Here is a 23827-nt window from a genome sequence, read left to right as displayed (position 1 = left end):
GATGCGTGGCGGCGGAGGGTCAGCAGCCGGTGCCGGCCTCCAGGCGGCTCCGGCGAAGGGGCAGGGTCCGCTCCCCGTCCACGGCAACAAGGCTCGCAGGTGTCACGGGCATCGCGGGCATCGCTGGAATCGCGGTGGGCCGTCCGGCGGAGCCGAACTTCCCGTTGAAGATCTTCCGGAGGAGAGGGGACCGGCGGATGGCGAAATGGTGCGTCGCCAGCGTCACGCCGAACGTCAGCGCCGTGACGAGGAGCATCTGCGGGGCGCGCAGGCCCGGGTCGAAGGAGAGGACCGTCGCGAAGACATAGATCCAGAAGAAGTGGAGGAGATAGACCGTGTAGGAGGCGTCCGCGAGATAACGGACGGCCGGCAGCGGCCCGGGGACGAGTCGCGCGGCGAGCGCGAGGAGCGTCGCGATGAGCGGGATCGAGAACAGGGTCTCGGTCAGCACCAGGCCGGTTCCGGCCGAAAGCACGGGAACCCATTCCCGGTTCGAGGCGAGAAGGGCGAGACCGGTGACCGCGAGGAAGACCGGCGCCGGCCGCTGGAAGAACGGGAGCAGCTCGTCACGGCCCTGGTGGAGAAGCACTCCGAGGAGGTAGAAGGGCAGGAACTCCAGTGTGTGCTCGACGAGCACGGCGTGGGTTCCGGTACCGATCACCGGTTCGAGCACGATGCGATGGGCACCGCGGATGACCACGGTCGCGCCCACCACGAACAGCGTGATCGCCGCCATGGCCGGCAGCCGGCCGGCGGTGACGCGCCGGTACGCGCCCGTGCCGGCCAACCGCGACAGTGCCGCCGCCGCCGCGGGGCTCAGCAGCGCGTACGCGATCAGCGCGAACAGGAACCACAGGTGCAGGTACCAGCTCAGGTCGCCCCCCTGGGTGGGGAGCGTGTTCCCGCGTACGAAGTCGACGAACGACACGTTCGGGTCGTTGTGGAAGTTGTACGTCAGCCACAGGGTGGGCGGGTTGAACAGCACGAGCGTGAACAGCAGCGGTGTGCCCACCGAGGCGAGCCGGCGGCGCACCCCTGCTCTCGCCCCGTGTTTTCCCAGCACCATCGCGGCCAGGAATCCGGAGATGACGAAGAAGCCCTCCATCCGGAAGAGGCTGGAGGCGTAGCCGATTCCGTCGAAGACGGGGTCCTCCCCGAGTGTCGACGCGTGGACGAAGACACCCACCAACATGAAGACGCCGCGCAGTGCGTCCAGGTGGTGGTGATACACGCCCGGTCCGGACGGCCCGCCCCGCTCACCCACGGTCCCTCCCCCGGCCGGGGCGGCGACGCGCTCCGCGTCGGCGTCCATTGTTGCCCCCGGCAGGGCAAATAGTACTTTCGGGACGAAAGACCCGTAAGTGTCGTCTAACGCTTTCGTGCCGACCTGGCGCTCCGGGCACCCCTGCTCACCTGCCCGTGGCCTGGCAGCCGGCGCCACCTGCGCGATCGCGCCTGGGCCGGGTGGATCACACCGGTCGCGGTCAGCGCGGAGCCGGGTGACCTTTCGCCCGTGGCGGCCTGACCTTCGGACGGCGGCGGCCCGACTCACGCACGCTGTGATCCCCACGAGTTGACCGGCAGTCTCATGCCATGCGTGTGGCGATGACCGGCAGCGCGGTCCCCGTGGGTGCCGGGCAGGGTCTCGGCGCGGTGCCGGGGCTGCCCGCCACTCTCACCGAGACGCTGACATCGGTGCTCATCTTCCTCGGCGACCGGGTCTACAAAATAAAGAAAACCGCCGATCTCGGGTTCCTGGATTTCCGCACCCGTGACGCACGTCTCGCCGCCTGCCAGGCCGAGGTCGAGCTCAACCGCCGCCTGGCGCCGGACGTCTACCTGGGCGTCGCCGACATCTCCGGCCCCGACGGAACCGTGTTCGACCATATGGTCGTGATGCGGCGCCTGCCCGCGGACCGCCGGCTTTCCGCGCTGGTCACGGCCGGCAACGACGTCACCGGCCCGCTGCGCGCGATCGCCCGGCTGCTCGCCGACTTCCACGCCCGCTGCTCGACGTCGGCGGAGATCACCGAGGCCGGGTCGGCCGCCACCCTGCGCAGCCTCTGGGACGAGGTGCTGCGCAGCGTCGAGCCCTACCTCGGGCCGGTGCTCGACACGACCACCATCGACACCGTCCGCCACCTCGCCGAGCGCTACATCGAAGGCCGCGAGCCGCTCCTGCGCGAACGGCAGCGCGACGGCCGCATCCGCGACGGCCACGGCGATCTGCTCGCCGACGACATCTACTGCCTCGACGACGGCCCGCGCATCCTCGACTGCCTGGAGTTCGACCGGCGGCTGCGGGTCGGCGACGTGCTCGCGGACGTCGCCTTCCTCGCGATGGACCTGGAGCGGCTCGGCCGGGCCGACCTCAGCCGCTTCCTGCTCGACCAGTACCGGGCCTACACGGCCGTCACCCATCCGCTGTCCCTGGAGAGCCTCTACATCGCCTACCGGGCGTTCGTGATGTGCCGGATCGCCTGCACCCAGTACGCGCAGGGCTCGGCGGCGGCCGCCGCGGAGGCCCGGGCGCTGGCCTCACTCGCGCTGGCCAGCCTGCGCCGCGGCCGGGTCCGGCTCGTCCTCGTCGGCGGCACGCCCGAGTCGGGGCGCTCCGCGCTCGCCGCCGACCTGGCCGAGGCCGAGGGCTGGACGGTGCTGCGCGCCGAGTCCGTCGCCCGCGAGCTGAACCACCTGCCACGCACCGACCCCGACGGCGCACGCGACGGCACGCACGACCACACGCACGACGGCCGGCGCGACGGCCAGCGCGACGCCGCGGACGACGCGGTGTACGCCGAGCTGCTGCGGCGGGCCGGCACCGCCGTGGAACGCGGCGAGTCCGTCGTCATCGACGCGTCCTGGGCCCGTCGCCACGACCGCCAGCGCGCCGCCGCGCTCGCCCGCGCCACCGCCACCGACCTCGTCCAGCTGCGCTGCGCGCCCCCGGAGCCGGCATTGGCGGGCCGTTCCGTCGCGCAGGCCGGGCCGGGCTACGACCTGTCCGCGCTGACCGGGCACGAGTACACCTTCCACACCGACCCGTGGCCGGAGGCGAAGACGCTTGAACACGGACCCACGCCGACCGACATCCTCCGGGCGGCGCGGCGGGCCACGCGGTGAACCGCCAGCCGCCCACCCGTCGCCGCCCGCCCAGCAGGCCGCCCCGGCGCCCACCCAGCCGCCCGCCCAGCCGTCCGCGGGCCCGGCCATGACGCCGCCACCCGGCCCGGGCGGCGACGGGCTGATGTTTCCCACTGTGGCCCGGCTGGAGCTCGACGACCTGCTGACCCAGCTCGTCGACCGTGCCCGGGACGTCCTCGCCACCCAGAGCCGGCTGCGCGGCCTGCTGCAGGCCAACCGGATCATCGCCACCGACCTGCGGCTGCCCGTCCTGCTCCGGCACATCGTCGAGGCCGCCACCGACCTGCTCGGCGCCCGCTACGGGGCGCTGGGCGTCATCGCACCCGACCGCACGCTCGAGGAGTTCGTCCACGTCGGCATGACCGACGCCGACGTCGCCAGGATCCGCTACCTGCCCACCGGGCAGGGGATCCTCGGCCTGCTCATCGACGACCAGCGGCCACGGCGCGTCGACGACATCGCCGACGACCCGAGCGCGTACGGCTTCCCGCCCGGGCACCCGCCGATGCGGACCTTCCTCGGCGTCCCGATCATGGTGCGCGGAGAGGTCTTCGGGAACCTCTACCTCACCGACAAGCATGATGACGCCCCGTTCACCGCCGAGGACGAGGAGCTCGCCCTGGCGCTGGCCGCCAACGCCGGGGTGGCCATCGAGAACGCGCGGCTCTACCACGAATCGCAGCAGCGACACCTGTGGATGACGGCCTCCGCGGAGATCACCCGGCTGTTCATGGCCGGCGCGCCCGACTCACTCGGGATGCTGGCCCGCCGGGTGCTCGACGTCGCCGACGCGACCTTCGTCGCCCTGGCGCTGCGCGCCGACGACGGGAACGGCGACGGGCAGCACGCCCGCGTCGCCGTCGCGGTGACGGACCAGGATCAGGACCACGCGCACGACCGCGACCGCGACCGCGCCGCCGCGGGCCCGGCGCCGGCCGGCGGCGGGCGGGCGGGGCGCCGCATCCCCCTTGAGCACACGCTGACGGGACGGGTCCTCACCGAGCGGCAGGCCCTGCGGGTCGACAACGCCCAGCTCGACGCCCTTCCGGACGAGCGCACGAACCGCACCGGCCCGCTGATGGTCGTCCCCCTGGTCGCCGGGACGGACCAGTGTGACGGGGCACTGCTCGTCGGCCGGGACCATGGCGCCCGGGCCTTCACCGACACCGACCTCGTACTCGCCACCAGCTTCGCCGGCCACATCGCCATCGCGCTCGAGCTCGCCCACACCAAGGCCGACCAGGAGCGCCTGCTCGTCCTCGCCGACCGCGGGCGCATCGCCCGGGACCTGCACGACCACGTCATCCAGCGGCTGTTCGCCGTCGCGCTCGGCATGCAGGACCTCGCCCAGTACGAGAACCCGTCCAACGCCGACCGCATCACCGCCTACATCGAGAACATCGACGCCACCATCAAGGACATCCGCCGCACCATCTTCGAGCTCCGCAGCACCCAGCCCGGCCGCGGCAACCGCCTGCGCGGGGCGCTGGAGAAGATCTCCGACGACATCCGGCCCGCGCTCGGCTTCACTCCCGCGATCACGCTGAGCGGCCCGCTCGACTCGCTTGTCGACGACCGGCTCACCGACCACCTGATCGCCGTCGCCCGCGAGGCCCTCACCAACACCGCCCGCCACGCCCGTGCCACCACCGCCGAGCTCAGGCTCGCCGTGCAGGGCGACACCATCACCCTCGACGCGGTCGACGACGGCGTCGGCATCGGCGACTCCACCCGGCGCAGCGGCCTGGACAACCTGCGCACCCGCGCCGAGATCGTCGGCGGCACCTGCTCCGTCACCACGCCCCCCGGCGGCGGCACCCACCTCCGCTGGACCGCCCCGCTGTAGCCGGCGGGCCGGTCGCGGCCGCCGGCCCGGCCGCGGGTGCGGCCGCGGGCGCGGCCGCGGGCGCGGGCGCGGCCCCGTCCCGGTCCCAATCCCGGCCCACGACCGGACGTCCGGAGGCCGACCAGTCCAGACGTCCGGGTGCCACCGGCCGGTCAGCTGCGGCTGCGCCCCCGCAGCACTCGCAGCTCCAGGTCCCGCTCGACCACGGCGTCCTCCGCCGACGCGGGCAGGAGGTCGTAGGTGTGGCAGACGAAGTCACTGACCCGGTCCGCGGGAAGCTCGATCATCGCGTGCCCGCCGGGGCTGGAAAGCTCGATGAGGAGCACGCGGCGGCGGTCGCGGACGATCGGGCGGACCCGGACGTCACCGAGCCCCGCGCAGCGGCGCGCGCCGTCCACGAAGAGCCGGCGCGCGAAAGTCCACACGACGGCTTTCTGATCGGTCACCCACATACTCATGGTGATCGCGATCGGATCGGCCGGGTCGTACCTCAGGCTTGTCGGCAGCGGAACCCGCTCGCCGTTCTCGGCCAGGTACGTGGCGTTGAATTCCCATGTCACGGCGTCTGACACGATCGGACGGCGGCTCATCAGGCCCTCCCACCCCCGGCGGCTGTGTTGTGTGGAGACACACTCGTCACACGACTCTGTCGTTACAGAACGGTGTCATTTGGGAAAGCCCGCATCATCCGGCCTTGGTCGTCGGGGCGGAGTACCAACGACCCGGCGGCGCGGGACGACCCCGCCCGCCTCCCCCACCACGCCGGGCCGGGGCGGCGCGCCGGTGTCAGGCCGGCGGCCCCGTCAGCCGCTCCGCCGCGTCCTCCACGGGGGCCTGGACGGGCACTCCGACGCCGCCGTCGGCGGGCACGGGAGCACCAGGCGTGGTCGTGCCGGCCGTGGCCGTGGCCGTGGCCGTGGTCGTGTCGATGCCGGTCGGCACGCGCAGCGCGCGCAGCAGGCCGGTCAGCGCCACGGCGACGACGACGTTCAGGACGAACGCGGTCAGCGCGATGTAGGCCGTTCGGCCGAGTCCGGGGACCTCGGCGAGCGAGCTACCGAAGTGCCGCGCGGTCGCGCTGCGCTGCGCGTAGGCCTCGAGCGTTCCGTAGGTCATCCCGACCAGCCAGCCGCCGAGCAGCGCCCAGCGGTGCGGCCAGCGCGTCCACAGGCCGGCCACGATCGCCGGGAACGTCTGCAGGATCCAGACCCCGCCGAGCAGCTGCAGGTTGATCGAGTTCTGCGTGTCCATCCCGAGGACGAACACGAGCGCGCCGACCTTGACCAGCAGCGAGGCCGTCTTGGAGACCGAGGTCTCCTGGGCGGGTGTCGCGTCCGGCCGGAAGAACTCGACGTAGATGTTGCGGGTGAACAGGTTCGCCGCCGCGATGGACATGATCGCCGCCGGGACGAGCGCGCCGATCGCCACCGCGGCGAACGCGACGCCCGTGAACCAGGCGGGGAACTGCTGGTCGAACAGCAGCGGGACGACCAGCCGCGGGTTGTCGGTCTTCACCCCCGAGGCGATGGCGGCGAAACCGAGCAGCGCCAGGAAGGCGAGCAGCAGGGAGTAGAGCGGCAGCACCGCCGTGTTGCGCCGGATGACGTCCTGGCTGCGCGTCGAGAGCACTCCTGTGATGGCGTGCGGATACATGAACAGGGCCATGGCGGAGCCGAGCGCCAGGGTCGCGTAGGCGAGGAACTCCGACGGTGCCGGGACGAACGCCGCCTTCGGCGGCCGGCCCGCCGCCGCGGCGGCCGCGTTGGCGGTGTCGAACTTCGCCTGGGCCGCGTCGAACACGGCGCCGTACCCGCCGAGGCGGTGCGGGATGTAGATCACCGCGACGAGCACCACGGCGTAGATCAGAATGTCCTTCACGAAGGCGATGAGCGCAGGTGCGCGCAGCCCGGAGCGATAGGTGTACGCGGCCAGCACCGCGAACGCGATGACGATCGGGATATCCCGGACGATCGGGTTGTCCCCACTGGTGCCGATCCCCATCGCCTCCAGGACGGCCTGCATGCCCACCAGCTGGAGCGCGATGTACGGCATCGTCGCGACGATGCCCGTCACGGCGACGGCCAGCGCGAGCGACCGCGACCCGTACCGCCCGCGGACGAAGTCGGCCGGCGTGACGTACCCGTTCCGGCTGGCGACGGCCCACAGCCGCGGCATGATCACGAAGACGATCGGCCAGACGACGCTGGTGAACACCACGGCGAACCAGCCCGAGACGGCACCCGTCGCGTACATCGCCCCGGGAACGGCGATGAACGTGTAGGCGGTGAAGATGTCGCCGCCGATGAGGAACCAGGCGACGAACGAGCCGAATCCGCGGCCGCCGAGCCCCCACTCGTCGAGGTGGTCGAGGCTGGCGGCCCGCCGCCAGCGCGCCGCACCGAACCCGATCACGGTGACCAGGACGAACAGCGCCGAAAAGACCGTGAACTCGACACCGTGGAAGTCGGTGTGGAACGGCGCGGCCAGCACCGGCGGGTCGCCGGCAGGACCCGGGCTCACCGGGCGTCCGGTCGGCCCGCGCCGCGCCGGAGGAGCCAGGTGGCGCCGGCCAGGCTCACCGCGCCCGCGACCAGCCACACCAGCGTGTACCAGTAGAAGAACGGAAAGCCCCACACCCGCGGCTCGACGCTCGCGTAGGTCCCCACCAGCAGCAGGGCCACCACCTGGGCGGAGAGCAGCACCGCGACGGCCGCCCGGACGAGGCCACGCGGCAGCGGACGTCCGCGGGGCGGGCCCGCGGGCGGGGACGGGTCGGTCGACGGGGAACGCACTCGGATTCCTCCCACCGGGACGCGGACGCCGCGCCCCGCCGGACGACGTCGCCGGGCGCCACCGGCACCACACACCACTCAATGCAATCGAGTGGTCACCTTAAGGCGTGACAGTCGCCCGTCAGGTGCCCCACGTACCGCGTGTCGGCACACGTCACCCCGCCCCGCGCCGCCGGCGCCGGTTCCGTCGCGCCGGCTCAGCGGTCTCCGGCCCAGCGGCGGTCCTCCTCGTCCCATTGCTCGTTGCGGCGGTCCAGCTCGTCACGCCAGTTCTCGGCCTCGGCCGCGCTCGGGTAGGGACCCAGGCGGCGGTGCCCCGGGGCGTCCGGCGGGTTCTCCACGCGCCCGTGCTCCAGGCACCACCACCATCCGGACGGATTCCACGACGAACTGTCCACCTGATCGCGGTCGCGTCGCGCGGACGCCGACCGGCGCAGCCAACTCAACATGGTCGATCACCTACCCATCCCGCCATGATCGATCACGCGTGTGGACGGGGACTGTAGCTCCAAACCACGCTCGCGGCCCTCCGGACGTCGTCCAGCTCCAGAACCGATGAAGTCCACGAACGAGGCGAAGGCGCCGGGCCCCGTGGGCGGCCGCGCGCTGCAGACACACCGCTCAGGAAAGACCCGCACCGGCGTCCCACGTCGGTTTGCTGTGATCGTGCGTCGGGCTGTGTCCGGGGCGCCGACCGGCTCACTGACCGAATGCCCCACTCGAGACCACTCGGCCACCCGATGACGTACAACCCTGGCCATGGCTGGCAACGGTGGATCAGTCCGGCGATCCGGGCGACGCTGGGTGTGAATTATGGCGGGGCCGTGTATGCCGATGTTCGACGCGATGTCGGCCGTACCTACCGGCCACGGCCAGTGTCCCCGCCGCTACAGTGCTTATCCCGTGCGCTGGTAGTGATCGCGGGGGTGGGGCGGTGGCGGGTTCGGCGGACCGGCGAGATGTGCCGGACGTGGTGCGCGAGGTCGTGGGATGGGTCCGCCGCGACGCGAGATGGTGGGGGGCGCGCCCTGTCGTCCCGGCGCCGGTCGTGGACGACGAGCTGGCGGAGGCAGTCAGCGATCAGGTGCCCGGCGCCTGGGTGGTGCGGTGTGTGCCGGCCGATCTGCCCCTGCAGGAGGCGATCGACGAGGCGCTGCGCGAGGCGGGCCCGGCCGCTCCGGACACCCGGCGCTATGACGATCTCACCGGCGTGCTGCGGCAGTCGAGAGGAACGGGCGGGGCCGAGGATCTCCTGGACCGCCGGCGGATCGCCGCACGGCGGGAGCGGTGGAAGTACGTCGTGGAACCGGTCGGCCTGCTCTGGATCGGTATCGCCGGCCTGGGCGCGGCGCTGATGAGCGCCGCCGACGTCAAGGAGTTCGGCCGCGGCGACCTCGCCTGGAACGTCGGCACATTCCTCCTGTTCACCGCCATGGTGCTCATCGGGGCGCGCCTGCTCGTGGGGCTGTGGCGGCTGGTCCGGGGAAGTATCCGGGCGGCGCCGACGGAGCGGGAGCTGGCCCGGGCCCTCCTGCGCGATCTGCGGTACGACGCACGTCGGTTCGTCCCCACCGGCTGGTTCCGGGTCCGTGACGTGCCACGGCAGCTGCCCGTCCTGCTCGTCGCCACGGACCCGGACGACCGGCGGCCGGTGCTGCTCGAGGAGTACCTGCGCTGGCACTCGCCACGGCTGCCCCGGTGGCTGTGGTGGCTGGTGGCCGCCCTGCGCCGGCCGGCGGCCGTCGTCGTGACCAACCATGTGATGCCCGTGACCGCTGGCGCCTGGCTCCTTTCCGCGTGGCGGCAGCGCGCGGAACGCCGCGCCCAGCTGCGGGCATGTCTGCGGGTGTCGCGGCAGCTGCCGGGAACCGTTGGTTCCTGGTGGGGTGGCCTACCCGGCCCGATGTGGCGCCGTCTGGGTGTGGTGGCCCTCGCTGGGCTCCTGCCGCTGGGGAAAAGCCTCTCGCGGGCGGCGCGGTGGCTCTTCGTACTCCTGTGGCCGCCGCGAGCCCGCCCGCGGATGTATCGGCTGACCGCGTACGGCCTCACGGCCGTCCTGATGGGAACCGCCGTCTACGTACAGCTCAGCCCAGGCCAGCCCTACTGCCTGCGGCCGATGTCCGGATCGGAGCGGGACCTGTCCACCGACACCTCCGCGGGCGAGTGGATCGGCTACCGGACCTGTCTCGGCTGGCGCCAGCTGGCCGGGAACGTCATCGGCGGAGCCCTGTCCTCGGTAGCGGCCCGGCTGACCGTGCACCAGCCCGGCCCCGACGACATCCCCAACCTGTTCGACGACACTCTGATCTACCGGGAGAACAAGAGGGTGCAGCGGCTGGCCGACGGCCGGCGCCCGCTCATCACCGTCGCCCTGGTCACCTCCCTGACCCCCGCCACCCCCACCAGGGCGATCCGGTCCGTCGTGGCCGAGCGGGAAGGCCTGGCCGGTGCGTACGCCGCCCAGCTTCGGATCAACGCCATGCGCAGCACCCGCCTGCCGTATGTACGCCTCGCGGTCGTCAACACCGGCGATCTCACCGCCTGGGGCACCGGCTCCACGGTCCGCGACCATCTGGAGATCCTCGAGAACAAGCTGCGGCAACTAGCCGCGGACCCGACGCTGGCCGCCGCCATTGTCACCGCGAACAGCACCACGGGAATCCAGCACGCCCTGAGCGCGTCGCTGGGCGCCGCCGGCGTCCCGATGGTCAGCCCCACCATGAGCGCGGACGGCTACGGTGAGGCCCTGGCCAGCCCCGCCATGGGCGCGGACACTTTCGGCAGGACCGTCCGCGGGCGGCCGATGTTCTTCCAGATCAACTCCACCAACGACGACCAGGTCCAGCTGATCTACGAATACGCCCGCAGCCAGAACCAACCGCTGACCTTCTTCTACCCGGTCACCGACGCCACCCACACCGAACCGGACGTCAACGACCGCTACCTGACCTCGCTGTACTGCGACGTGCTGCGACGTCAGCGGCACCCGGGATTCGTCCAGGCCCCGACCAGCGACCCGAGATCCACCTGCCCGCCCCCGCCGGAAGCCGTGGAACAGGCGCTGTCGGCCGCGTCCTCCACGCCGGCACCACCCGACGGAGAACCCAGCCCCGCCGCACCGCCGGTGCCCGTCTCCCTGGTGCCGTGGTCGTCGGACCGGCCACTCGCCGCGACCGCCGGCCAGGCCTGCCCACCGGGGAGCACCGATACCCGGCCCACGGCGGGACAGGCGCCGGGGGCTGCGCCGACTGCGCTACCCCTGGTCTTCTTCGGGGGGCGTTACACCAACGTCGCCGAGTTCACCCAGACACTGCGGCTCGCCTGCGGCTCCCGGATGCCGCAGGTGGCCGTCGCCGACTCCTCGGCGCGTTTCCTCGCCGACCAGGAACTGGCCCGCCACGTCCCACACGGCGTAAAGGTGCTCATCGCCTACCGGGGCCGGATCCAGACCTGCGCCGCGCTGGGTAACCCCCAGGCCGGTGAGGACGAGTCGTTGTTCGACGCCGGGCGCCGGATGGATTTCTACGACGACATCCGCGAGTCCCTGGACCGCTGCGCCGGGCCCGGCAGCCACGAGGAGGACCGGTGGCTGTCCGGCGGCTGGGCGGCACTCAGCTACGACTCACTTCTCATGATCAACGATGCGTTGCTGCGCGCCGGGATACCGTCCACCGCGGCCGACGCCCGCGACCGGATCCTGCAGTGCCTGCGAGGCCCCACAGCCCACGCCTGCGACAGCACGGACTACAACGGCGCCTACGGAACCATCCGCCTCGACGACCACGGTGTCGGCCGCCGCTCCGCCGTCCTGCTGCGCGTCGAGGACCTCACCACCGCCTTCGAATTCCCGAACCTGGTGGCCACGATCGGCACCTGCACCCCCGCGGCCACACCGTGCCTCGCCCACATCCAGCCCGAGGATCACAGCCACTGACCTGAAGCCGGTCGAGCGCACCTCGACCGGGACAGTCCAACGGCGGACGGGCCGGTCGCGGGTAACGGCTGTCGACCGCGTACTTCTCACGAGGGCGTCCGCGGCCCCGCACGGTGGGTCAGCGGGCGCCGGACGGCGGGTGCCGGCTGCGTCGGGACGTGGCGGGCCCGAGGCGATACGTGCCGAGCCGGGGTGGATTCACGCCCGGTCGGACGCGTAGCGCCGGACGCCGGCCGGGTGGGCAGGCGCGTCAGTGAGGGGGACGCGCCTGCTCCCTCCGGCGCGTCGTCCGGATCAGCTTCGGGCGCGGCGGCCGGCTAGGCGGCCGGGTCGGTGGCACTGTCCCGAGGTGCCGTGGCCCAGCGGATGCTCGAGACCACACCGTGCCCGGCGATCCGTCCCCAGGTGGCTTCGGTCGCCGGGAGGTAGGGCAGTCGCAGCGGCCAGCGAGTCCAGGCGGGCATCAGCCCGACGGCCGCGGCGGCGAGCGCGCTGTAGGGAACCCGGGCGGCGAGAGGCAGCGGGGCCCGCAGCAACAGGTAGCGGGCCGCGCCGCGGGCCTGCGGCGTCCCCCGCAGCTCGGGCCGGAAGGCGGCGAGCTGGTCGGCGAGCTCGGGCCGGGTCCGCGGCGGGTCGGGCACGCCGAGCCGGCTGGCGATCAGGCTGGCGTCGGCGATGTAGTCGTCGCATTCGGACGGGCTCAGCGGCGCCGCCCCGTAGCGTTGGTGGGCGGCCAGGAAGCTGTCGATCTCGGCGAGGTGAACCCATTGCAGCAGGTGCGGGTCGCCCGCCGAGTAGGGCCGGCCGTCCGCGGCGACGCCCCGGACCCGCCGGTGCACCCCGCGTACCCGGTCCACCGCCCGCTCCGCCTCACTCACCGGGCCGAACGTCGTCACCGCCAGGAAGAAACTCGTCCGCTGGAGACGGCCCCACGGGTCCTCTTGGTAGTCCGAGTGCTCGGCGACCCCGGCCATCGCGAGCGGGTGCAGCGACTGGAAGAGCAGGGCGCGCAGGCCGCCGACGAACATGGCCGCGTCGGCGTGCACCCGGCGGATGGGCCGGTCCTCGCCGAACCAACGCTCGCCGGGGGCTTCGAAGATCTGCTCCCGCCGCTGCGGCCCGCTCGTGCCCGCCACCCGGGAGAACACCTCCCCGGCGAGACGGGTGCGCAGGGCTTCCGCGTCGATCCGGATCCTGGGCAGCGTCACCGTTCCATCATGCGCCCGAGCAACCGCGGACGGACCAACCGGCCAGAATCCTCCTCTGCTCCGGGGACGGCCCGGGGACGTGCCGGGTGCCGCCTTCCCGCATGGTTCAGTGATGGCCATGGGGGTTGCCGGACCTGCGACGATCGCCGGTCACGTGATCGTGTGTGGCCTGAACGACCTGGGCCTGAGCATCGTCGAGCAGCTTGACGCGGCCGGGGTGCGCGCCGTGGTGGTGGATGAGCGCGACGCGCCGGGCCTGCGCCGCCGGCTCGAACGGTGGGGCGTCACCCTGATCCGGGAGAGCATCCGGACGCCGGAGTCCCTGCGCGAGGCCGGCCTCGACACCGCCCTGGCTGTGGTGGCCTGCCACGAGACCGACCTGGAGAACCTGCAGATCGCGCTGGTGGCGGTCAACGCCACGCCGCGGATCCGGATCATCGCCGGCATCGGCAACCGCCAGCTCGGCGACCAGCTCCGGGACGCGCTCACCCAGGTCCGGGTACGCAGCGTCGGCGAGCTGGCGGGGCCGGGCTTCGTCGAGGCGTGCGTACGCTCCGCCGTGATCCACGCGTTTCCCCTGGACGAGCCGGCCGGGGGCGTGGAGATCTTCGCCGTCGTCGACGAGCCGGTCACCGGCCGGGCGCCGTTCCGGGCGCTCTACGGCGACCTGACACCCATCTCGCTGCGCCGGGCGGGCGAGCGGCTGGCCGAGGTGTGCCCGCCGCGGGACGTCCCGCTGGCCCCCGGTGACAGTCTCACCGTGCTGGGCCGTCTCGGCGAGCTCCGCGCACGCGGGATGGCGGTCGACGAGGTGCACGACGCCCGCGTCTTCGCCTCCCTGGTCGCCGGCGCCAGGGAGGACGCCGGCGACAACAGCCGCGGCCACGGCGGCGGGGGCGCCGGGGGCGATGACCGCGACCGCGGTGGACTCGGTGACAGAGACGGCCGCGGTGGCAGGGATGGCCGTGCGGGGGCGCCGGACGTCCCCGGCCGCGCACGGCACGCGCCGGCTCGGAACACGACGCGGGCCGCCCGGATGCGGACGCTGCTGGCGACGGTGCGCGGCGAGCTCGACCGGCCGTTCCGCCGGGCCCTGGCGGTCGTCGGGGCCCTCATGGTGATCAGCACTGTCGTGCTGGCGTTGACCTACGAGGACAACAATCCCGGGGCGCCCGCGGACTTCGACGCGCTCGACGCGCTGTACCTGACGGTCGAGACCATGGTCACGGTCGGCTACGGCGACTACAACTTCGGCGCCGCGGACGGCTGGCTGCAGGCCTTCGGCATCGGCCTGATGCTGCTCGGCGCCCTGTCCATCGCCGTCGTCTACGCGTTCATCACCAACGTCATCATCAGCCGCCGGCTGGAACGGGCGCTTGGGCGCGGCCGGGCGAACACCGTCCGCGGGCACGTGATCCTCTGCGGGCTCGGCTCGGTGGGTGTGGCGACGATGGAGGGCCTGCTGCGGGCCGGCCGGCGGATCGTGGTCATCGAACGGGACGAGAACAACCGGTTCCTGCCGGTGGCCCGCGAGCGCGGCGTCCCCGTGGTGATCGGCGACGCGACGGTACGCGCGACGCTGTTGGAGGCCGGGCTCGCGCACGCGACCACGATCGCGGCGGTGACCAGCGACGGCCTGGCCAACCTGGAGACCATCCTGTCGGCCCGCGAGACGCACGCGGAGCTGCGCCGGGCCCACGCCGCCCGGCGGGCCGCGCGGGCCGCCGCCCAACGCGCCGGCGGCCGGGCCTACCACGGCGCACGCCACGACCCCGCCCAATCCGCCGACGGGAGCCCCGAAGCGGCGCTGCGCGTCGTCCTGCGGGTCTTCGACGCCACCATGGCGGACGAGTTCGAGCGCCGCTTCGGGATCCACACCGCCCGCAGCGCGTCCACGCTGGCGACGCCGTACTTCGTCGCCGCCGCGCTCGGCCACGAGGTGATCAGCGCCTTCTACGTGGAGCGGACGCCGTTCCTGGTCGCGCGGATGACGGTGCGCCCCGGAGGCGGGCTGGCCGGGCCCACCCTCGGCGAGCTCGCGACCGGAACCCGGGTCCTGGCCGTGACCAGGCACGACGACCCCCACAGCGGCCCCCGTATCGGGCCCGACGACGACTCCCGGGACAACACCGAGGACGGCATGGCCCACGGCTCGGGCGCGAGCTCCCCGGACTACCGACCCGGCCGGCACACAAAGCTGCGACCCGGGGACGAACTGCTCGTGGTCGGCCCCGTCACCCAGATCGTGGACATGGTCCGGCGCAACCAGCTGACCCGGCACACCTCGTCACAGAGCTGACGCCACCCGCCGGCACCGCGGGCGGCTACTGGTCAGGAGCGGCTGTTCAGGCCAGGGGGATGCCGGCGCCGAGCAGGCCGGTGCGGACACGCTCGGCCACTGCCTCGACCTGCGTCGAGAGGTAGAAGTGCCCGCCGGGCAGCACAGCCAGGTCGAACGCGCCTGTCGTGTGCTCGGCCCAGGCCGCCGCCTCCGCCTCGGTCACGGCCGCGTCGCTGTCACCGATCGTCACCCGCAGCTCCGCGGCCACCGTGACACCGGGCGCGCAGCGGTAGGTCTCGATGGCCTGGTAGTCGGCCCGCGTCGCGGGCAGGATCAGCTCGACCAACTCCGGGTCCGCGAGGATCCGCCGGTCGGTGCCGCCCAGCTTCGCGATCGACTCCAGGACGGACGCGTCATCACCGTGGTGGACGGTGCCGGGCCGGCTCCTCGACGGGGCGGGACGCCCGGACGGGAACACGATCGACGGAACAGGTGCCCCCGGCGTGGCCTCCAGCCGGCGGGTCACCTCGAACGCGACGATCGAGCCCATACTGTGCCCGAACAGGGCAAGCGGGCGGTCGGTCAGCGGGCCCAGCGCCGCCGCGATCTCGTCGGCGAGCGCGTCGATGCTGGTGTGCGGGGCCTCGGCCAGCCGGTCCTGCCGGCCCGGGTACTGCACGGCGCAGACCTCGGCGACCTCCGCCAGCGCCGCGGACAGCGGGTGAAAGAAGGTGGACGCGCCGCCGGCGTGCGGGAGGCACACGAGCCGGGGGCCCGTCTCGCTGCCGCGGTGGAACCGCCGCAGCCAGCGGTCGATGTCGCTGGTCAAGGTCACCACCGTCAGGCCGGGACAAGGACGGGAACAGAGCGGTCCGTGTCCGGACCCACCACCATCATCAGACCATGCCCGCCCGCTCCCCGGCCACCGGCCCGTCGACGTCCCGGTCGAGCATGGTTCGCACGCCGGTCCGCACTGGACTCCCGGGGCCGCCGCCACGGCACCGGGTACGCCGACGAACGCGCCTAATAGCTTTGCGGTTCGAGAAGGCTCCGAGGAAGATCCCCGAGATCCTTGGGCAGGGGAAGCCGTCATGCTCGCGGGAGAACACGATCCCCGGCTGGCGAGCATTCGGCGGACGGCCGACCGACTGGCCAGAGCCGTCGTCGTTGAGCTGCCGGGTTGCGGCCACTTCGACGCATTCGTCCGTAGCGATCTTTCCGTCCCACCCGCCAGGGCCTTCCTCTCCGCAGCCTCAGGGCGACGGGCTGGCGGATCGGGCGAGGATGACCGCGGCGGCCAGGTGGGCGAGTTCGCCGGGCGTCTGGCGCGGGTCTCGGCGGCGGAGGATCTCGGCCTCGGCGAGGTGTGCAGCGTACGGGGTCGAGACCGCCGAGGCGAAGGCGCGTAGCGCGACGATCACCCCGTCGCGCAACGACCCGGCCCGCTCCACGGAACCCGGCAACGTCCCAGGGGTCACCGCCACCTGCGCCAGGATCAGCGCCGTCATCGCCGCGTCCAGACCCGCCGACCCGGGACGGGATAGCCCAACCTGCGCAGGCGCCGGAGCACCTCTGCCTCCGCCGCCGCGGATCTACCGTCACGGTAGCGCCGTAGAACAGTGCCCGACCCGTGGACGAAGATGTCGGAGTCACGACCCGCGCCGAGCCGCTCCACAGGTCCAGGCTAGCTCTCCGGGACGGCGAACATCCCTGCGCCGCCGCGAAAGGGCGACGCGGCCCTGCTCGCCATACCCAGAGCCGAGGCGGTAACGGCGACGGCTCGATATCCCCATACACCCGACACCATCAGCTGGACCTGACCCGAGGGAGTACGCCAGTGGCCGCCGGAGTGCTGATCGCGGAGAGCCTGCGCGTCGGGACCGTCCTGGACGACCTGTCGCTCATCGTCCAGAAGATCCAACGGTCGGCGCCAGGGAATGTCACCGCCGACCAGCCACCTGTCTGGACGCTGGTCTTCTTCGACGTCGCCGACACCGAAGCCGAGGCACTGGCGACTCGACTGAGCGACGCCCTGGACACGCCTGGATGGTACGTGGACCTACACACCACTCAGGACAGCTTCATCGTTTTCCCCGGCCGGGTCATCCGCTACCGACGGGGGGACCCACAGGGACGCGCCGAGGCCCAGGAATACGGCCGCGCCCACGGCATCCCCGACTCACAGCTCGACTGGCCGATCTGACTCCCCAGCCGGCGAGGATCCCGCTCATGCGGTCAGGCTCGTCGCCTGCTGGTCGGAGGAACGGCGCGGCGGGTCTTCGACGAGCCACGTGGCCAGCCCACGACACTCGGCTCGCGTGGCAGGCTGCCCCGCATGGCGCCGGATGATTTTTCCCAGGCTGACGGTTCGGTACTGGTGGTACGTCCCGATCTGACGGACGTGGAGCTCAACGAGCTTTTCGGCGCATCGTGGCCGGACCGCGGACCGATGTCCTTTGCGCCGATACCGGCCCGCAGCCTGACGTGGGTCGCGGCGCGTCGAGGAGGACGCCTGGCCGGATTCGTCAACGTCGTCGGTGACGGTGGCCTGCACGCTTTCCTGCTGGACACGACCGTGCACCCGAACGAGCGTCGCCGGGGGCTCGGGATACGTCTGGTGCAGGCTGCCGCGGTCGAGGCGAGGGCTTGCGGTGCCAAGTGGCTGCACGTCGACTACGAACCACACCTGGGCCCCTTCTACGAGCGGTGCGGATTCCGGCAGACCGTGGCGGGTCTCCTGCGGCTGGACGGCTGAGGCTTCCTCCACAGGTCCGGCACGGCCTCGGCCCTCTGCCGGGTGTCGGCGAGGATCGGGCCGTCGGAGGAACGGATCGGACGGGCCTGGAACCCGGGCTTTCCGCCAAACGGCGGGGCGGTCACCGCCGCGTTTCGCCGTGACCATCCTGAAAGCGCGGAGAACTCCCAGAGTCACCAAAAAACCTTCCCCAACACGGATGACGGACCTATCATCTCTTTACGGTGATCGACGAAGGTCGCATGCCGTCGTCCATCTCGAGGCCCGCGGCAGGCATGTGCACCGGGCGCTTCGTTTCTTTCCGTGTCGGGGGTTCACATGGGTACGGGTGCCGACCAGGCGCAGGGTGCTCGAGCAGGCCATCGAAGACGCCACCCAGGAGTTTCCCACTGATCCGCGGCCGGTTACCGACACCTGGCGTAATTCTTCCCGCGCCCGTGACCATGCTTCTGTGCTGCCGTTCCCGTTCGCCACCGAGGATTTCCGGCGGCAACCGGCGGCGATTCCGCAAAAGCCGGCCCGGGGCGCTGGACAAGCCTGCCTTCAGACAGGCGTCCCGGAGAGGACGGCACCAGCAATGTTCGACCACCACGTACTTCCCGTACCCGACGTTGTTCCCGTACCCGAATCCGCGGGCCCGGGTCGCGTTCCCTCTCGTCGCGGGCTGTTCCTGGCCGCGGCCAGCGCCGTCCCCACGGCGGTCCTGACGAGCGGCGTGGCCGCGGCCGCGGCGCGTCCGGGCGGCCCCGCCCAGCCCGCGGGGGACCTGCCGCCGCGGATCGACGTGCACCACCACGCCATGCCGGCGCCGGTCCGGTCCTGGCTGGTGGAGCACGGCATGCTCCCGCCGGCGGGCGGCCCGCTGTTCGCGCAGTGGGATCTCGGTACCACCCTCGCCACCATGGACCAGCACGGCATCCAGCTCGCCGTCCTGTCCGCGCCGGTGCCGACCGCGTTCACCCCGACCGCCGGGCAGGCGGCGGAGCTGGCCGCCATCGCGAACGACAGCCTGGGCGCGCTCGCCCGCGAGCAGCCGGCCCGCTTCGGCTGGTTGGCCAGCGCCCCGTACCTGGAGCCGAACGACGCCGTCGCCGAGATCGAGCGGGTGTACGGAGGTCAGGCGCCTGACGGGGTGCTGCTGACCGCGCACGCCGGCACCCGGTATCTCGGCGACCCGGCTCTGGATCCGCTCCTGGCGGCCCTGAACGACCGGGACGCGGTCGTGCTGGTGCACCCGTTCGACCTGCCCGGTGCGTCCCCGATCGCGGTGCCGTCCTTCGTCGTGGACTTCATGGCGGACACCACCCGCGCCGCCGTGCAGCTCACCGTGTCCGGTGCGCTCGACCGCTTCCCGCGGATCCGGTGGATCCTCGCGCACGGCGGCGGCGCCTTCCCCTACCTGGCGGGCCGCCTGGCGCTGGGCCGCGGCCTCGGCTACGGCGCCGACCCGGGAGCCATCCGGGCCGCGGTACGCCGGTTCTGGTACGACACGGCCGGGCCGATGTCCCCGTACGCCACGCCGAGCCTCCTCGCGGCCGCCGGCGCCGGGCTGATCCTCTACGGCTCCGACTACAACGCCATCCCCGCGGCGACCGTCGGCGAGGGCCTCGCGGCGCTGCGCGCCGACCCGGCGCTGGACGCCCCGGCACGCGCGGCGATCGCCCGTGGCAACGCCCTGCGCCTTTTCCCCGCCCTGGCACAGCGGCTGGGCTGACTCCGCTCAGCGCGCGAAGCCGCCCACGCGACCGAACGGGTCAGTGCGCGAAACGGTCGGCGATCTCACGCAGCCTGCGGGCGGCGGCGAGAACCGTCTGGACGTCGTCGGGGCCGGTGCCGAGCAGCCCCGCCGACTGCTCGATGCTGACGGCGTAAACCAGGTGCCGTTCCCGGGCGTGCTCCCGGCACGGCAGACAGGTGACGCGTTCGGGCTGGGGAGAGGTCGAGGCGTACGGGACCTGCGCGCCGCATCCCGCCCGCACCGTGCGCGGGGAGTCGCCGACGAGTCCGAACACCGAGGTCGTCACCGCGCGGACGTGGGCGCTGGTGTCCGGCACGCTCCACTCGACATGGACGTGCGGATCGTCCACGGCCTCCACCTCCGCTCTCCCCCGCTCTTTCCAGTTTCTCCTCTCGGGCTCACCGTGCCGCCGCTCGCTCCCCGACAGCGGGCAGCGAGCGGCGAGCAGCGGATGGCACACGCGAACCGCGCGACCGCCACCGCGGAACCAGGGAACCACGGAACCACAGAGCGGCGGAACGGCGGAACGGCGGAACGTCAGCAGCGAGTCTCAGTCTCTGAGGACCAGGCCGGCCAGGTCGCCGGCGTCGCGCCACTCCTGCAGCAGTTCCTCGAAGGCGTAGAAGCCGGGCCCGTAGGGCTCGCCGAGGAACCACCGGGCGTTCGACTCACCCTCGCTGTTGTAGTAGCCGGGGGTGCACTCGGTGACGAACCTGGTGTTGTCGATCTTGTTGTCGCGGATGGTCCGGACCCAGCCCTCCTCGGCCTCGGCGGTGGGCTCCACGATCGTCGCCCCGCGCGCCTTCGCCTCCCCGAGGATGTAGGCGATGTGGTCGGCCTGCTGCTCGAACATCTTGGTCGTGGACGCGGTGACCCCGCCCTGGATGAAGCCGGTGGCGAAGTAGTTGGGGAAACCGTGCGCCATGATGCCGTGCAGCGTGCGGAAGCCCTTGCCCCAGTGGTCGTAAAGCGATCGCCCGTCCCGGCCCGCGAGTGGCCTGATGTCCAGCTGCCGGTCGAGAGCTCCGGTGATCTCGAAGCCGCTGGCGAACACGATGCAGTCAACCTCGTGTTCGATGCCGTTGGCGACGACCCCACGCTCGGTGATCCGCTCGACGCCCTTGGACTCCGACACGTCGACGAGGGTGACGTTCGGCCGGTTGAAGGTCGGCAGGTAGTCGTCGTTGAACACCGGACGCTTGCACAGGATGCGGAAGTACGGCTTCAGGAGCTCCGCGGTCTTCGGATCCCCGACGACCTGGTCGACCCGCTGCCGGATCCGCTCCGCGACCCGGTAGTCCTCGGCCTCGTGCAGCTCCATGAACTTCACGGGGTCGGCCAGCGCGCCCCAGCCGTTCGTGGAGTTGAGGTGCGCCGCGAGGTTACGGGCGACCTCGGTCCAGGCGTCGCAGATGTTGTCCGGCTCACCCGGTGAGTAGAACGCGAAGGTCGCGTTGTGGAAGTTGCGCTGGCGCTCCTCCCGCCACCCGGGCTTCAGGCTCGCCACCCATTCCGGATCGGTCGGGTAGTTGGAACGCTCGAAGACGTAGGACGGCGTCCGCTGGAACACCGTCAGGTGCTTCGCGCCGCGCGCCAGGTGCGGGATCGCCTGGACGCCGCTGGAGCCGGTACCGATCACGGCGATCCGCTTGTCGCCGATCTTGTCCAGCCCGCCGTGCAGGTCACCGCCGGTGTAGTCGAAGTCCCAGCGGGCGGTGTGGAAGGTGTGCCCCTTGAAGTCGGTGATGCCGGGGATGCCGGGTAGCTTCGGCCGGTTGTAGGGCCCCTGGCACATGATGATGAACCTGGTCCGGATGTCGTCACCGCGGTTGGTGACTATCCGCCAGCGCCCGATCTCCTCGTCCCACTCCAGCGACTGGACCATGGTGTGGAACAGCGTCTTGTCGTAGACGCCCAGGTGACGCCCGATCCGCTGGGCGTGCTCGTAGCACTCGTCGCCGTGGGAGAACTTCTCCTTCGGGATGAAGCCGGTCTCCTCGAGCAGCGGGAGATAGCAGTAGGCGTCCGAGTCGATCTGGATGCCTGGATACCGGTTCCAGTACCAGACGCCACCGAAGTCGCCACCCAGCTCCAGGATCTTGAAGTCGGAGATCCCCTTCTTCTGTAACCGGTCCGCGGCGATCAGTCCCGAGAAGCCGCCGCCGAGGATCACCACCTCGATCTCAAGGTCGATCGGCGTGCGGGGCGTCAGCGGCGTGTGCGGATCGGCTTCGTAGAACTCGGCGAACTCGTCACCGGACTCGACGTACTGCTTCTGGCCGTCGGTGCGCAGCCGCCGGTCCCGCTCGGCGAGATACTTGTCGCGAAGCGCCTCCTGATCGACCTCGGGGGTGATCGTCGGCTCACAGTGGTCCAGGGGCGATCGGTACATGAGAGATCCTCGGTCCTGCTCGTGGTCACGGTCGGGAACGGCGGGTCCGGTCATGGCCGGCTCCGCGGAGTTTCGATCGGCCGGGTGGGTATGGCCGCGGCGCGGCTGCTCAGCGTTCCGGCCGGAGGGCCAGGACGCTGCCCTCGGCGTCCGCCGAGACGTACAAGGTGCCGTCCGGGCCGGCGGCGATACCGGCGAACGGGCCCTGCGGCCCCGAGAACGGCGGCTGTCCGCGCAGCGGCTTGGGGGTGACGCCGGGCGGGGCGCCCACGGGGAGGTCGCGCGCGATCGTGGTGCGCGCCCCGGTGCCCGGGTCGACGTCGAGCAGCGTCTTGGCGCCGGCGTCGACGATCAGCAGCCGCCCGCCCCGGGCCAGGATGCCCTGCGGCGTGTCCAGGCCGTCGACGACGGTCTCCGCGCGTGGGCCGCCGACCGAGACGATCCGCCCGGCGCCGGCCTCGGACACCAGGCAGGCCCCGTCGGAGCCGAAGGTCACGCCGACCGGCTTGTCCAGTCCGGTGGCGAGGACCTCGATCTCGCCGGCTCGGAGCGCCAGCACCCGGCCGCGGCCGAGCTCGGCCGCCACCACCGCGCCGTCCGGCGCGATCGCGACACCGTAGAGCTGGTCCAGGCCCTCCGCCAGCACCTCGCTCACGAATTCCGCGGGCCGGAAGCGCGCGATCGTGCCATTGCCCGTGGTGACGATGAATTCGCCAGGCCCGGTGGTGGTCACCCCGCGGACGAAACCGGGGCTGCCGGGGCTGAACAGCATGCCGACGGTTCGCGGGGAGCCACCCGGGCTCAGCGCGTAGAAGAACGGGCCGTCGGCGATGTAAAGGGTGCCGTCCGTGTCGAGGGTCAGGTCCAGCGGCCAGTTCAGGCCCCCGGGCAGCGTGGTCCGGGTCTCGCCGCCGCCCAGCACCTCGGTGATCTCGCCGGTGAAGTTCGAGACGAACAGCCGGCCGTCGAGGAACGTGCAGTTGTCGAGGCCGGGCTGGAGTTTGGCGAGCACCTCCCGATCGCCCGAGCGCGGGTCGATGCGCAGCACCTCGCCGGTATGTACCTGGGTGGACACGATGAATCCGGCGTTGTCGAACTTCACCGAGTCCGGCACACCCAGATCGCCGGCGACCCGCTGCGGCTCACCGCCGTCGGGGTGAATACGCCAGATGTCGTTGGTGGCCATGGCCGGGTAGTAGAGAAAGCCGTCCGGGCCGACCTCCATGGCGTTCGGCATGCCCAGGTTGTCCGCGAGCACCCGGGGCGCGCCGCCGCCGAGCGGCAGCTCCATCAGCCGGCCGCCGGGCCGGCACTCGTTCACGAACAGCCGGTCCTGGTACACGGTGATGCCGTTGACGGCGGGCATGTCCTCGCCCACGACCCGGACCCGGCCGTCGGTGCCGAGGGCGCTCACCCGGTCGTCCATGTACTCGGTCGCGTAGATGTTGCCGGCCGAGTCGAACGCGACGTCGTCCGGGCCGACGATGTCGCCGCCCTTGGGGCTGACGGCCTCCACCGCCCCGGTGTCGACGTCCAGCGCGCTGATCTGACTGCCGGTCACCTGGGCTATGTATATGCGGCCGTCGGGACCGGTGCGCAGCCCGTTCGCACCGAAAAGCCTGCTCGTCGGCGTAAGTCGGTCCAAGGTCCAACCCGCCGCGAGGGTGGTCGGAGCAAGGCTGGTGTAGCGCGCCCCTTGAGCCAAGGTTGAGACCCCCTGTACCGAGGACATCGGTG

Annotated in this window: 18 protein-coding genes; 7 read left to right on the top strand and 11 right to left on the bottom strand. The window is 72.1% G+C overall.

Translation table 11 applies throughout. From position 1 onward, the window contains the following. Positions 1–19: 19 nt before the first annotated feature. Positions 20–1264 (bottom strand): glucans biosynthesis protein MdoC, encoded by a 1245-nt coding sequence (mdoC, locus tag MXD62_RS04920; protein WP_248828237.1) that lies wholly within the window; start codon positions 1262–1264, stop codon positions 20–22. 329 nt (positions 1265–1593) lie between these two features. On the opposite strand from mdoC, the gene MXD62_RS04915 reads away from it, so the two are divergent. Beyond that, positions 1594–3123, top strand: a complete 1530-nt coding sequence (locus MXD62_RS04915; protein WP_248828236.1) for an AAA family ATPase — start codon at positions 1594–1596, stop codon at positions 3121–3123. A 124-nt stretch (positions 3124–3247) separates the two neighbouring features. Next, entirely contained in the window at positions 3248–4990 is a 1743-nt protein-coding gene (locus MXD62_RS04910) for a GAF domain-containing protein (RefSeq protein WP_248828251.1), read from the top strand. Between the two features lie 152 nt (positions 4991–5142). Here the strand turns inward: MXD62_RS04910 and MXD62_RS04905 are convergent, their stop codons facing one another. The 4 genes from MXD62_RS04905 to MXD62_RS04890 all read right to left on the bottom strand — a co-directional run bounded on the left by MXD62_RS04905 (position 5143) and on the right by MXD62_RS04890 (position 8123). Beyond that, entirely contained in the window at positions 5143–5550 is a 408-nt protein-coding gene (locus MXD62_RS04905) for an SsgA family sporulation/cell division regulator (RefSeq protein WP_248828235.1), read from the bottom strand. Positions 5551–5776: 226 nt separating this feature from the next. Continuing rightward, positions 5777–7477: a monocarboxylate uptake permease MctP gene (mctP, locus tag MXD62_RS04900; RefSeq protein WP_285223960.1), complete on the bottom strand. Its 1701-nt coding sequence runs from the start codon at positions 7475–7477 to the stop codon at positions 5777–5779. A gap of 29 nt (positions 7478–7506) precedes the next feature. After that, complete coding sequence (locus MXD62_RS38710; RefSeq protein ID WP_248828233.1) at positions 7507–7782, bottom strand: DUF3311 domain-containing protein; 276 nt, start codon at positions 7780–7782, stop codon at positions 7507–7509. 197 nt (positions 7783–7979) lie between these two features. Then, a complete protein-coding gene (locus MXD62_RS04890) occupies positions 7980–8123 on the bottom strand; it encodes a hypothetical protein (RefSeq protein ID WP_248828232.1) in 144 nt (47 codons plus the stop codon). A 593-nt stretch (positions 8124–8716) separates the two neighbouring features. Here MXD62_RS04890 and MXD62_RS04885 point away from each other — a divergent pair. Further along, a complete protein-coding gene (locus MXD62_RS04885; RefSeq protein ID WP_248828231.1) occupies positions 8717–11716 on the top strand; it encodes a sulfotransferase family protein in 3000 nt (999 codons plus the stop codon). A gap of 317 nt (positions 11717–12033) precedes the next feature. On the opposite strand, the gene MXD62_RS04880 is transcribed toward MXD62_RS04885, so the two are convergent. Next, a complete protein-coding gene (locus tag MXD62_RS04880; RefSeq protein WP_248828230.1) occupies positions 12034–12924 on the bottom strand; it encodes an oxygenase MpaB family protein in 891 nt (296 codons plus the stop codon). A 112-nt stretch (positions 12925–13036) separates the two neighbouring features. On the opposite strand from MXD62_RS04880, the gene MXD62_RS04875 reads away from it, so the two are divergent. After that, entirely contained in the window at positions 13037–15223 is a 2187-nt protein-coding gene (locus tag MXD62_RS04875; protein ID WP_248828229.1) for an NAD-binding protein, read from the top strand. Between the two features lie 46 nt (positions 15224–15269). On the opposite strand, the gene MXD62_RS04870 is transcribed toward MXD62_RS04875, so the two are convergent. Both MXD62_RS04870 and MXD62_RS04865 read right to left on the bottom strand, forming a co-directional pair. Then, the gene (locus tag MXD62_RS04870) at positions 15270–16040 is read right to left on the bottom strand and encodes an alpha/beta fold hydrolase (protein ID WP_248828228.1); all 771 of its coding nucleotides are present in this window, start codon (positions 16038–16040) and stop codon (positions 15270–15272) included. 418 nt (positions 16041–16458) lie between these two features. Beyond that, the gene (locus tag MXD62_RS04865) at positions 16459–16713 is read right to left on the bottom strand and encodes a hypothetical protein (RefSeq protein WP_248828227.1); all 255 of its coding nucleotides are present in this window, start codon (positions 16711–16713) and stop codon (positions 16459–16461) included. A gap of 329 nt (positions 16714–17042) precedes the next feature. Here MXD62_RS04865 and MXD62_RS04860 point away from each other — a divergent pair, with 329 nt between their 5' ends. The 3 genes from MXD62_RS04860 (at position 17043) to MXD62_RS04850 (ending at position 19674) form a co-directional block, all read left to right on the top strand. Beyond that, positions 17043–17408 (top strand): hypothetical protein, encoded by a 366-nt coding sequence (locus MXD62_RS04860; protein WP_248828226.1) that lies wholly within the window; start codon positions 17043–17045, stop codon positions 17406–17408. 132 nt (positions 17409–17540) lie between these two features. Continuing rightward, positions 17541–17960 carry a GNAT family N-acetyltransferase gene (locus MXD62_RS04855; protein WP_248828225.1) on the top strand — a complete coding sequence of 140 codons (420 nt, stop codon included), beginning with the start codon at positions 17541–17543 and terminating at the stop codon, positions 17958–17960. Between the two features lie 577 nt (positions 17961–18537). Next, positions 18538–19674 (top strand): amidohydrolase family protein, encoded by a 1137-nt coding sequence (locus tag MXD62_RS04850; RefSeq protein WP_248828224.1) that lies wholly within the window; start codon positions 18538–18540, stop codon positions 19672–19674. Between the two features lie 40 nt (positions 19675–19714). Here MXD62_RS04850 and MXD62_RS04845 read toward each other — a convergent pair whose 3' ends face one another. The 3 genes from MXD62_RS04845 to MXD62_RS04835 form a co-directional block, all read right to left on the bottom strand. Further along, the gene (locus MXD62_RS04845) at positions 19715–20047 is read right to left on the bottom strand and encodes a hypothetical protein (protein WP_248828223.1); all 333 of its coding nucleotides are present in this window, start codon (positions 20045–20047) and stop codon (positions 19715–19717) included. 201 nt (positions 20048–20248) lie between these two features. After that, positions 20249–22090, bottom strand: coding sequence for an NAD(P)/FAD-dependent oxidoreductase (locus MXD62_RS04840; RefSeq protein ID WP_248828222.1), 1842 nt, complete (start codon positions 22088–22090; stop codon positions 20249–20251). 109 nt (positions 22091–22199) lie between these two features. Beyond that, on the bottom strand, positions 22200–23822 hold the full coding sequence (locus tag MXD62_RS04835; protein WP_251081214.1) for an SMP-30/gluconolactonase/LRE family protein: 1623 nt from the start codon (positions 23820–23822) through the stop codon (positions 22200–22202). Positions 23823–23827: the final 5 nt, after the last annotated feature.

The organism is Frankia sp. Mgl5 (assembly GCF_023242985.1).
Lineage (GTDB): Bacteria > Actinomycetota > Actinomycetes > Frankiales > Frankiaceae > Parafrankia > Parafrankia soli.
This window is presented reverse-complemented; position numbering and strand designations above follow the sequence as displayed.

Excerpts from the sequence above, each read along its gene's own strand:
- MXD62_RS04855 (WP_248828225.1), top strand. The coding sequence starts at position 17,541 with ATGGCGCCGGATGATTTTTCCCAGGCTGACGGTTCGGTACTGGTGGTA.
- MXD62_RS04865 (WP_248828227.1), bottom strand. The coding sequence starts at position 16,713 with ATGACGGCGCTGATCCTGGCGCAGGTGGCGGTGACCCCTGGGACGTTG.
- MXD62_RS04835 (WP_251081214.1), bottom strand. The coding sequence starts at position 23,822 with ATGTCCTCGGTACAGGGGGTCTCAACCTTGGCTCAAGGGGCGCGCTAC.
- MXD62_RS04910 (WP_248828251.1), top strand. The coding sequence starts at position 3,248 with ATGTTTCCCACTGTGGCCCGGCTGGAGCTCGACGACCTGCTGACCCAG.
- MXD62_RS04915 (WP_248828236.1), top strand. The coding sequence starts at position 1,594 with ATGCGTGTGGCGATGACCGGCAGCGCGGTCCCCGTGGGTGCCGGGCAG.
- MXD62_RS04875 (WP_248828229.1), top strand. The coding sequence starts at position 13,037 with ATGGCCATGGGGGTTGCCGGACCTGCGACGATCGCCGGTCACGTGATC.
- MXD62_RS04840 (WP_248828222.1), bottom strand. The coding sequence starts at position 22,090 with ATGTACCGATCGCCCCTGGACCACTGTGAGCCGACGATCACCCCCGAG.
- MXD62_RS04850 (WP_248828224.1), top strand. The coding sequence starts at position 18,538 with ATGTTCGACCACCACGTACTTCCCGTACCCGACGTTGTTCCCGTACCC.